Raw genomic sequence first — 10,262 nt, 5'->3', positions numbered from 1 at the left:
GGTCCTGGTTCGGCATAGCAGGACATTTCTTCAAACTAACCTATTCAATAGATTACAAAAATATCCTTATACGAAACCGAATATGTCTCTTGCTTTCGTTACTGTGACATTAACTATATGGGCTTATAACCATCGATAAGTATAGGTTATCGTCCGCGCCCCGCTGGTTCAACATGTAACGCAAATCAACAGCGACGAGTTCTCACGCCAGACAAAGGACCGCAGCCGGTCGAATCTCGCTTGGACTGGATTACGCAGAGACTTGTCCGCCATTGGCCTTCATCCCTGAAAACAGAAGCTGACTGATTGAAAAGGTCCCTCCCCTCGCCTTCTGCGTCAGAGATCGCAGATATCCACCAGGCGAGTTGATCGACGCCAGTTTCTGCAGGATCCACGCAATAGCGGTTGAAGCGGTTTCTGCGCCCATGAAATGTATAGCTTCCTGATAGGCTGACTGACTGATGCCGAGAAAGCCAGAGACAATCCGCGAAGCATCGAAAAGCTCACGCCATGTGTTAATCCCTTTAGCACCATACTCACGGATATCTGGACAGGTTCGAAGCACTTGATCGAGAGAAATTGAAGTTCGAGTTCGATCAGAGTTTTCACTTTCGCTGTCGACAGGAACGGATGCTTCCGACGAAAGCACCTTCAAATCATTCTTTTCGCCATTTTGAGATTCAAAAAAGGATTCTGGCAGGGATTCATTATGCTGCCGCTTAGATTGAGCGACGCTGCCGCTCATTTCTGGAACAATCTCTATTGTTTTCAAAGCGATAGCTATTTCGCCACCAATGGCTTCAAGATCGGCCTTGATAGCGGACAGTTCATCAAGAGACGCGCGGCGAGGGATAGCGTCGACAACGGCACGGAAACGAATGAACAATGCTTCGAGACGCTCACTGAGCTCACCTGTTTCTTTGGCGCTATCCGCAAAAGCTGCCGCCATATCTCGGCGCATGACCGACACTTCGTCGCGAAGACGCTTCAGTGTTTTCTGATCGGCGAGAATTTTATCCGCGATTGCAGCAATTTCAGATGCGCGATCGAGCAAGGGCGCAAATGAAAAGCCGAAAGCAAGTTCGACGCCGCCTTCCTTATCTTTATGAGCATACCGTTTGCGCGTCGGACTATCTTTGCGCGCAATGATTCCAGCTTCAATCAGAGATGCCAGATGTCGGCGCAGTGTGGACTCCGGCATGCCATGGGCGCGTAGCGAAAGCTGTCTATTGGATGGGAAAACGACGATGCCGCTTTTCTCAAGTAATTCATCGTCAGGCAGAAATGACAACAGCGAACTCAGCACAGCTAGGCAACGATCGTTCAGACCGAATTCTGCCTTAGCTACGCAGAGTTGTTTGTAAAGCGCCCATCTGTTTATGCCCCTCCCCTGCTCAGGTTTTTCCTGCCGATCAAAATTTTGGGCAAAGACCTTCATTCGCCCAAGAAATGCGGACGTGTCAGTTTTCAGAATTTGCATTCCCTCTCACCTTTCAAAAGGCAAAAGAAATCCAACCGCCAAAAAGACGCTTACGACTCTTGACACCGATTCGGGGAAATGCGATTCTCAGTCTGCTAGAACTTTGAGAGAGGCTTCCACGACGGTAACGTTTGGGGGCCTTTTTCTTTTGCTAAGTCTCCTAATTGGGCTGTTTACTGTCCTTATATTCTTCATATAAGCGCTTCATATTATCCGATATCCACGCTCCAAACGCTTTTCCTTCAGGCTCTGAGAACTCGACAGCATATCCTTTAGGTTTGGATTTGGTAACTGCTCTTAATTGTGAGTCATCAGATCGCCAGGCATGACCTGCTGTGTTTGTTGATACTTTGTTCGCTTGCTTAAGCGACGCGAAGATCGCTTCAAAGCGTTCGGTACTATTTAGAGTCTGCAGAGTTTCGTTCCGAATAACGGTTTCAAACGCGTTAGGCTTATTGGCTAGCAGTGTAGCCATCGAATCCCATTTCGGACGTCCAATACCTGGCGCTGCGCCAATAGCCTGTATGAGCTCTTCAGGTAACTTTCGTGCCAACGCAATCATTTCGGATAAAACGCCTCTCGATGAGGTACCGAACGTTGCCATGATCACCGCTCTCGTCGTTCCACGGTCTTCCAGGCGCCGAGCAAATAATGCCTTCTCAATAAAAGAGAGATCTTTGCGTTCAAGGTTTTCGTTACCTTGCGCTATAATCAACTCGTCGTCGGACAGGTCTCGAATGAACGATTTGACCTTTAGGCCAAGCTGTTTAAGGGCCGCAACGCGCCGATGTCCGTAAGCAAGTTGATAACGGCCGGATTGATCAGGATTTGGTCTTACAAGCACGGGTACTGCCTGACCGTTCTCCTGAATGCTATTCAATAAAGCGTCAAAATCCGCGCCTGTATGCTCATCTAGGCGATCTTTGACAAAGGATGCATCAATGAGATTTGCATCGAGCTCTACAATAGCTTGGCCATCGGATAGCGCTTTGCGAAGCTCGTCAGCTTCATTCGATAGGCCGGTGATGGCATCATTCATGCTTTGCAATGCGCCTGAAGACACCTGCGGCCGTCTAGGTGTGTTCTCAGCTGAGAACTCATGGTTAGTCGTAATCGGTGTTAGAAAATCTCGTAAAGCATCACGGCGCTTGTTCATTTTCTACCCCACGCATCTCTCACTAGTTCTTCGAGTTCATGATTGACGGCGTCGAGAGCTTCGATCGCACGATCATACGTCTGCCGATGAAAGTTTTCGCGGCCGACCTCGTAAAGGGTTTGTTTCGTAATTCCCGCGTCTGATATCGCGGCGGACTTGACCATCGAATTAGTTAGTACCCGATCTCCGAATAGTCCTTTAAGAAGGCCCGCGATCTGCGACTGGGAGCCGTCGTTTGGTTCGTAACGAGTAAGCACATAGCGAAACCAGTCATAGTTCGCATTGCCTCCTGCTCTTTCAACAACATCAAAAAGGCCAGCGGTCATGTGCAAGAATTGACTCATTGATGCTACATCGAGCATCTGGGGATGAATTGTTACAAGCACCGAAGTTGCGGCACAGAGTGCCGACAGGGTCAGGTAACCAAGCGAAGGGGGGCAATCGAGAACCACGATATCATAGTCGTCTTCCACACTTTTCAGCGCGGATGCTACTCGTGTGAAAAACAATTTGTCAGTTGATCGCGACGCTGATGTTAAGGCGCGAGGAGTTTCGTGTTCAAATTCCTGCAATTCGAGATTACCAGGTATGATATCGAGTCCGCTGAAATATGTAGCTTTTATGATGCTTTTGAGTGACCGTTGAGCTTCATCATACCTGATTGCACCGTAAAGCGTCTCATTAGGTTCGAGGTCAAATTCCGGCTGTATTCCAAATAAGGCAGACAATGACGCTTGAGGATCTAGATCTGCGGCTAGAACACGATAACCGCGAAGTGCAAAGTACTGCGCTAAATGTGCAGCGGTAGTGGTTTTGCCTGAGCCACCTTTGAAATTAGTAACGGCTATTACTTGAAGTCGATCGTCTTCTCTACGACGTTGGTCATAGCTCTTTTTATTATTACTCAGGTGATGCCGGATAGCATGGATCTGCTCCAAGGAATAGAGGCGCCTACCAGCGGCGTTCTTTTCCGCGTCTCCAATAACACCGTCGTTTACGAGGGTGCGGAGATAAACGTCACTGATTCCAATCAGCTTTGCTGCCTCGCCGGGAGCAAATTTACGTAACTCTTTCTGTGCTGTCGGCGGGAATGCGCGTGCGCGAAGGTGTTGAAGCTGGGCGCTCAGTGTGTCGGCGTCCGCTTCAATAAGCCGAGTTAACGACTTTTCTACGGACTGCTTGACATTAGTGGCATTGGCGCTGTGGATCATTAAAATCGCTCAACAAGGAAAATAATCGGATTGAGCGTCAGAATGACCGGATCGATGTGAGTCGTCAACAACTTTAAAGTTAATGATAGGTTAACGCGATCCAGGCAGAAAAGGCAATTACCCGCGATCAGGTAGGGCCCTACGCTGTCGCGCGAAGTGACCAAACAAGATGTGTTCTCAGCTGAGAACAAGAGTTCGTGGAAGCCGGCTCAGGTCTATAACCTGACGAATAGTCAACGACAGCAGTCGCTTCGAAGCATGCTGGGGTCGATTTGGACGGGTACACTAGGTGTGGCGGGCCCCAGTCATCCCGAGACATCACAGATGATCTGCGGTGGTTTGCCGATCAATTATGTTCCAACAATATTCGAATTAAGGCCTCCGGTTGCAGACGCGCTACGTTGTGTCCGCAATTGAGCGAAAAGGTTGTCCAGTCCGGTTCGTGGCTCAGGCGTCGATAAAGCTCAAGGAAAGGACTTCCTTCCCAGCCATGCGCGCCTACGAATGTTTTGCGCGGAACATCTCGCCAGCGTCCAGTGAGAGTAATTGATTGGAGAAACGTTCCGATCGGATGCGGGCGGCATCTCGGGTCGAGACTGGGTGGTGGCGCGCAATTCAACCCGTCAGCCGCTGCGCCTGCGACAAACATGTCCCGAAAACGGGGTGTTGTCAGCGACCACACAGAGTCTCCTGAATCGGGCACGTAGGCATCGACGTAGACCAGGGCCCGGATTCGCGACGGTTTGATGTCTGCGACGCCGTTCACGATCATCCCGCCATAAGATTGCCCGACAACAACTAGGTCATCGTGGGTCTGCGACTGCACCAGTTCGGCGACTTCGCCTATGTGACCTTCAAGGTTGGTCATTGGAGCAGGAACATCGACCAGTCCCGAAAGCGTTACCGGCACGACGTTGTGCCCGTGTCTCGTCAATATGTCTGCTAAGTTCCGGTAGACCCACCCGCCCTGCCATTCCCGGGTATCACAATAAAAGTGGCCTTAATATTTGTTCCAATCGTTGGTGCCGCAACGCGCTCTAGATGTAGCCTTATTTTATGTGCTTTGTTGCCGAAATGGCCGGCAGCTTTACGCTAGATTCCTATCGCTCTTTTGTGCGTTTGACACTGTCGGCTTTTGGACCTCATTGCGACTTTTGTTGTTATGAATGACTTTCCTTGCAATGGACACTAGGATGGCTGGAGTTGTCGCAGGTTTTTTTGGTTGACTCGTCAAGAGAGACAGGAAATTGACAGCAAAACCAAAAACTTTATACGACCCTCAAGCACAGACGGAACGCGAAATGATACGGAAGTTGGCGGTTATCCTCAGTGCCATTGTCTTGGCGTATTCGATCCCTGCAAAGGCTGATCGACTAGTATGTTCTCAATCAGAACATCTGCGCTACATGAAAATGGTCGGCGAGGTTGGCGAGATGGGGATCGACCGCGACCCTGTGGGTGAAGATGTTGCGGCTTTCGAGAGGTTAACAGCCGCATATGAAACCCTCAACCCGAAGGGACCGAAGACCTCGCTTTTTGTGGCGTATGTTCCCACCGGTCAGATCTATAGTCAGACATGTGCGGAAGAGCGCTGCACGATGGAAGAAATGGCAACGCCGGAGCAAGCCTGTTTGATCGATCACATGAACCAATGCAGCTATGTTGCACTTCGATTCCGGGGCGAAGAGTTCTGCCTGCTCCGTTCGCCGCAAAATTAGTTGTTTGATCCTGCTATCGGATGGATTTCTCACTGCATGATCGCAGAACTCTGCGCGGTTGCGGCTAACTTGTCTCGGAAATCCTGAAGTTTGCCTCGGGACGCGCTAACTTTGAATTCTCACGGGAACTTCTGTCGCGATAGTTGGATGTGAAAGTCCGACTTGCACGGCAGATTTTTGCGGCACTACATGCCGCTTCTGCCCTCCCTGCCTGCAAGCCGACTGACCGTTTTCCCTCTCAACCCGGCCGTTTTAGTTCGTAATAGCTAAACTGGCTGGTTGCGTTTCGATCAGAGGCTCTCCTTTCCGATGACAGGAAACTTGCAGAGAATGGCATCGCATGAACGGATAAGTCCGGGCAGGTAGGACTGGTCTCCCTCCACGATGAAACGATGATATTGATTGATGTGATCAGCAGTAATTTCAATCACCGCTTCAACATGTCCTAACTTCTGCATTGTCAGAACGACGTTAATTTCCGGTTCCAAGCCCTTGAGTGTGGCTTCGCCTGCCAAAGAAGTCGCCATTACATCTAGCTGATCGCGGAATTTCCTGATGTCCATAGTCATCAGGATTGGCCCTGCACATTCGACATGTGCGCCGTTAGCCTCCATGCGCGCGCGAACCATCAGCCAATTCCCATCCCAGAAGTCCAACACATCCGAGAACTGGCGTCCTTCTATCCAAAGCGAAAAGCCGCTAAAGTGCAAATTGGGTTCATCTGTCATAGCCGCGATAATGCCATGGCATCCGTCCGTTTTCTACTCGCCAACGAAAAGACCACCGCTCCCCTTGCCATACTTTCCCTGTACCTGAAAATCCTCAGGAAGGCTTTCATCGGTTATTGCTTCGAGAGCATAGGTAATGGCCTGCGTTTTGACCGCAAATTGATGAATGCCGTCTCCGCATTGGTGGGTGTTTCAGAAACTCAACGGCTTTTCTTTTGTCAACAAGGGGAGGGGGCACTCTTGTGAGCACTGTTCCGGTCTGGTCTTCCTATTCGTGTTTCTACCGATTGGGCTGTCTCTGCTCCGTTTTGACGGCCTGTTCATGGATGGCCAGTCGCGCGGCCTCGATTGCCGCCGTAAAGGATTTGGCCCTAAAGCATCGGATTTTCAGTACCTCGGTAGCAAATCTGACGGTTATGGCGTCTGTAATCAGTCTGCGTTGAACTGAAATCCCGACAATGTCCTCCAAATGTATTTCAACACTCAACTCGTCAGGACGAGCATGCAATGCCCGGTTCATGTCGTTTGGGCGGAAACTCAAAGTGGCGGCTGTCAGTTCGCACTTGCCCCCTACCCACAATCCACCTTGCCTACGACGACGCTCATCAATCTGACCAGAGATTGTATCCGGCAAAAGATCGGTTTCCGACAAGCTTGCATTATCAAGGAAAGCGTTGACGAGACGGCTATCGATAACGTTTGGCGTGGCATCCTCCCGATAAAAGTCTGTTACAACAGGCATCCAGATACTAGCGCATGGGAGAAGCTTTAGACAAATGAACCAGATTGCCTGACTTCAACGCAGCCTTGAAAAAGTGTGCTGACTGGCATTGTCGTATAACCCAGAAAGTCGTGTCAGCCGGTTACGTCCTGTTGAATTGCCCAACCAATCGACCGCATGCGTGCTGAGGTCGGTCGCCAGAACCAGAAGAGGGCGACGCTGAAAGCGGTCGTTTCAACCGTGAACGGTTTCTCCACGTTCTAGCATACCAACGAAATCCCTGATCTTTCGGGCTCTGGTCTCAGCTTTCTTCACCGCGCCAATGCGATACAAGATCGCAAATCGGTTAGCGCCAGTGAGCGTAGCGAAGAAAGCTGCGGCCTTCGGGTTCGCATTAAGCGCAGTCTGCAAGTCCGTTGGGACCTCAGCTTTGCTAGCTGGAGCATACGCCGCCTCCCATCTGCCATCTGCCATCGCTTTATCAATTTCCAATTGCCCAGACGATTGCATGCGCCCCGCCGAGATCAGTTCCAGCGCGCGTTTCCGATTTTCATCCGACCACTTGCTACGCGGTCGGCGGGGGGTAAAGCGGACTAACCAGCTGTCAGCGTCGCATTTGTCAAGTTGACCGTCGATCCAACCATAGCAAAGGGCGCTGTCGATCGCCTGAGCTTTGGTGACGCTTGCGATGCTCGAACCCTTCTTACGAAATCTAATCCATGCACCGTTGGAATCGCTGGGTTGCTTCGCCAACCAGCTCTCCAGTGCAATTTTATCAACAAATGAAACTATCGGAAGGCCAGAACGCAATTCAGTCATTCTCTACCCTTAGCCCGGCCTGTGGATTCGATAAAGATCCACTTATGCTAACCCGGGTCTGATAGCTGTCAATCTGCAAACCACTAATAACAGATGTGCGCGGCTTTGCTCTGTAGTGGTCGGCACAGGCCTCAAAGCAAACGCGACGCCCGTCCGCTGCGCCGTTTGGCGTTGTTGTAATAGTCGGACGCCTGCTGCACGGAGCGGTGGCGCGATTGTTCCATGGCTTCGGGGAGCGGAATGCCGCGATTGGCCGCTTCCGTGAGATAGCCGGAGCGCAGGCCGTGCGCGGAGAATTCCTTGGCGTCAAGGCCGGCCATTTGCGCGCGCTGCTTGACGATCCGGTTGACCGCGCTCGGTTCCAGCGCTCGCGCGGAAATGTTGCCCCAGCGATCGATCTTGCGAAACACGCTGCCCTTGTCGATTTTTGCCGCTTCCAGCCAGCGATTGAGGGCTTCGACGGGACGGCCGGTCAGATAGACGATTTCATCGTGATCGGTGCCACTGGTTTTGGTGCGACCAAGATGGATGCCGAGCGAGGGGAGGGGAGAGCCGTCCACATCGGCGACGGGAGCCTGTTTGACAAGCTGTTCTACGCGCAGGCCGGCGACTTCGCTGCGCCTGCGCCCGCCCGAGGCAAAGGCCACCATCAGGATAGCCCGATCCCGCAAGGCGGTGAGATCCTCGCCGGAACAGGTTGCCAGCAGCTTGCCCAGAATATCGCCGGTAATGGCATGGGCACTCTTGCGGCTGCGCGGTCGGTTCAGAGCGCGCACCGCAAGCCGGATAGCCGATTTGACGGACGGTGATGAAAACGAACCTTCCAGACCGCGCCAGCGGGTCAGCGTCGACCAGTTGGCGAGACGACGGCGTACCGTTGCCGGTGCATGCGGTCCGGATACGCGCAAAAAGCCTTGTCGGCGCAATTCATCTTCCACGCCGACCGGCATGCCGTGATCGGGTTCGATCTCGCGCTGTTGCGGCCGCCACAAATGATGCGCGATGAATTTTAGGAGCAGGGCTTCCGGCGCCGGGAAGGGGAGGGGGCTACCGGTTGCGGCCTTCGACCAGGCTTCAAGATAGGCCAGATCCGAGGTCAGCGCGCGCAGCGTGTTTTCGCCCATGCCTTCATTGACCAGGTGGCGCAGCGTCTCGATATCCTGATCGGTCAATAGCCCGGCGAGCCTGTCGCGGCGGTTCAGCGGCAGAACAGCCGCTATCGTATCTAAAGTCTCGGTGCGTTTTTCAATCGAACCTGACGACGAGCTGCTCATTTCGGCAGTCCGTTCTCGTCATATAGTTCATCGTGGTTCGAAGTCTGGTGCGTGTTTGCAGGCCTTCCCTTAAGCGCCAGCGCCCAGACTTCATCCCATGTGCCCTGGCCGTTCTGCGAAATTGGCATGATCGCGGCAATAGGATCGCCAGCTCGACAGATGACAACCTCGTCATCGCGCAAAACGAAGTCAATCAGTTCGTCAAATCGCTCCGCTGCCTCGGCAATGTCCACGAATACCTTCACAGCCACTGCCCTTACCAGACGCGCTCATGCAGAATCGCGTCGAACGCCAGATCCGTCGAGATGAAAGTGCAGTGCTCAAGCCGCGCCTGAGCGGCAAGAATCCGGTCCCACGGATCGCGATGTTCCCAATCAAAATTTGCTGCAAGTTCGGCATGCAGATCGGTGATGGCTAGTGTTTGCAGGCCGCTTTCCGTGACGGCTGCCCGCAGTTCCTGGGGCTTGAGATCAAGCTTGTTCAGGCGCATCTTGTTGTCCAGCTCATAGAACGTGACCGCACTGACGAGGATAGGATTTGCCTTGTCCTCGATCAGCGATCGTGCCTTCGTGGACAGGCGATCACTACCGATTGTCCACCAGTAGACGGCGTGGCTGTCGAGCAGGATTTTCATTGCGTGTTTTCGCTATTGTTGGATTTGCCTTGCCAGACGCCGGTATCATCATTCCAGTCTCCGGCATCGATCGCCGCCTGCTCTGCATCAACTGTATCGAACAGGTTGTCGGGCAGGCCACGATGGCGCAACAGGCCAAAAGGGCGCTTGCCTCCGTCAGCTGCTGGACCGATGCGGGCGTAAACTTCGTTGCCACGCATGATGACGATCTCTTCGCCCTGGTTGGCGCGATCGAGGACTTCGGCGAAATTCTTGCGGGCTTCGCTGATCTTGTAGCTTGTCTGGGGCATCGGGACCTCCGAAATTGGTCATACGCCATTGATACCATTGTTTTACAGCACGTACAAGTTCCTCGTACATATAACCTACGATAACCTATACTTATCGTATGTTAGAGGGCCGTATGGTTAACGTCACGGTAACGAAAGCAAGAACCATATTCGGTTTCGTTTCGGAATATTTATCCAATGTATTGAGCATGTTAGTCTATGGAATGCGAGTGATATTCAACGTGAAATTTG

Annotated in this window: 12 protein-coding genes; 2 read left to right on the top strand and 10 right to left on the bottom strand. The window is 52.1% G+C overall.

The genetic code is table 11. The annotated features are described in order from the left end of the window. Positions 1 to 250: 250 nt before the first annotated feature. The 4 genes from repC to FG152_RS26590 form a co-directional block, all read right to left on the bottom strand. Positions 251 to 1,480 carry a plasmid replication protein RepC gene (repC, locus tag FG152_RS26605; RefSeq protein WP_151654394.1) on the bottom strand — a complete coding sequence of 410 codons (1,230 nt, stop codon included), beginning with the start codon at positions 1,478 to 1,480 and terminating at the stop codon, positions 251 to 253. Positions 1,481 to 1,640: 160 nt separating this feature from the next. Then, positions 1,641 to 2,636 carry a plasmid partitioning protein RepB gene (repB, locus tag FG152_RS26600; RefSeq protein ID WP_151654396.1) on the bottom strand — a complete coding sequence of 332 codons (996 nt, stop codon included), beginning with the start codon at positions 2,634 to 2,636 and terminating at the stop codon, positions 1,641 to 1,643. Continuing rightward, positions 2,633 to 3,847: a plasmid partitioning protein RepA gene (gene repA, locus FG152_RS26595; RefSeq protein WP_151616225.1), complete on the bottom strand. Its 1,215-nt coding sequence runs from the start codon at positions 3,845 to 3,847 to the stop codon at positions 2,633 to 2,635. The genes repB and repA overlap by 4 nt, the downstream gene beginning before the upstream one ends. A 346-nt stretch (positions 3,848 to 4,193) precedes the next feature. Then, positions 4,194 to 4,757, bottom strand: a complete 564-nt coding sequence (locus FG152_RS26590) for an alpha/beta fold hydrolase (RefSeq protein WP_498989339.1) — start codon at positions 4,755 to 4,757, stop codon at positions 4,194 to 4,196. Positions 4,758 to 5,094: 337 nt separating this feature from the next. Between FG152_RS26590 and FG152_RS26585 the strand changes: the two genes are divergently transcribed. Then, positions 5,095 to 5,565 carry a hypothetical protein gene (locus FG152_RS26585; protein WP_146206502.1) on the top strand — a complete coding sequence of 157 codons (471 nt, stop codon included), beginning with the start codon at positions 5,095 to 5,097 and terminating at the stop codon, positions 5,563 to 5,565. Positions 5,566 to 5,855: 290 nt separating this feature from the next. Here FG152_RS26585 and FG152_RS26580 read toward each other — a convergent pair whose 3' ends face one another. After that, a complete protein-coding gene (locus tag FG152_RS26580) occupies positions 5,856 to 6,293 on the bottom strand; it encodes a WapI family immunity protein (protein ID WP_176038649.1) in 438 nt (145 codons plus the stop codon). A gap of 15 nt (positions 6,294 to 6,308) precedes the next feature. Here FG152_RS26580 and FG152_RS26575 point away from each other — a divergent pair, with 15 nt between their 5' ends. Beyond that, positions 6,309 to 6,539: a hypothetical protein gene (locus tag FG152_RS26575; protein ID WP_498989336.1), complete on the top strand. Its 231-nt coding sequence runs from the start codon at positions 6,309 to 6,311 to the stop codon at positions 6,537 to 6,539. 709 nt (positions 6,540 to 7,248) lie between these two features. Here the strand turns inward: FG152_RS26575 and FG152_RS26570 are convergent. From FG152_RS26570 to FG152_RS26550, 5 genes are all read right to left on the bottom strand, one after another. Next, positions 7,249 to 7,833: a YdeI/OmpD-associated family protein gene (locus tag FG152_RS26570; RefSeq protein ID WP_498989333.1), complete on the bottom strand. Its 585-nt coding sequence runs from the start codon at positions 7,831 to 7,833 to the stop codon at positions 7,249 to 7,251. 131 nt (positions 7,834 to 7,964) lie between these two features. Continuing rightward, the gene (locus tag FG152_RS26565; protein ID WP_498989330.1) at positions 7,965 to 9,107 is read right to left on the bottom strand and encodes a site-specific integrase; all 1,143 of its coding nucleotides are present in this window, start codon (positions 9,105 to 9,107) and stop codon (positions 7,965 to 7,967) included. Next, entirely contained in the window at positions 9,104 to 9,358 is a 255-nt protein-coding gene (locus FG152_RS26560) for a type II toxin-antitoxin system Phd/YefM family antitoxin (RefSeq protein ID WP_371836243.1), read from the bottom strand. Before FG152_RS26560 ends, FG152_RS26565 begins: the two co-directional genes overlap by 4 nt. Positions 9,359 to 9,363: 5 nt before the next feature. After that, the gene (locus FG152_RS26555) at positions 9,364 to 9,741 is read right to left on the bottom strand and encodes a type II toxin-antitoxin system VapC family toxin (RefSeq protein WP_199058940.1); all 378 of its coding nucleotides are present in this window, start codon (positions 9,739 to 9,741) and stop codon (positions 9,364 to 9,366) included. Beyond that, positions 9,738 to 10,031: a type II toxin-antitoxin system Phd/YefM family antitoxin gene (locus FG152_RS26550; protein WP_024897005.1), complete on the bottom strand. Its 294-nt coding sequence runs from the start codon at positions 10,029 to 10,031 to the stop codon at positions 9,738 to 9,740. The genes FG152_RS26555 and FG152_RS26550 overlap by 4 nt, the downstream gene beginning before the upstream one ends. Positions 10,032 to 10,262: the final 231 nt, after the last annotated feature.

It is taken from the genome of Ochrobactrum sp. XJ1, from assembly GCF_024701725.1.
In the GTDB taxonomy this organism is placed as follows: domain Bacteria; phylum Pseudomonadota; class Alphaproteobacteria; order Rhizobiales; family Rhizobiaceae; genus Brucella; species Brucella anthropi.
Note: the sequence above shows the minus strand (reverse complement) of the source record. Positions and strands in the feature narration are given on the sequence as shown.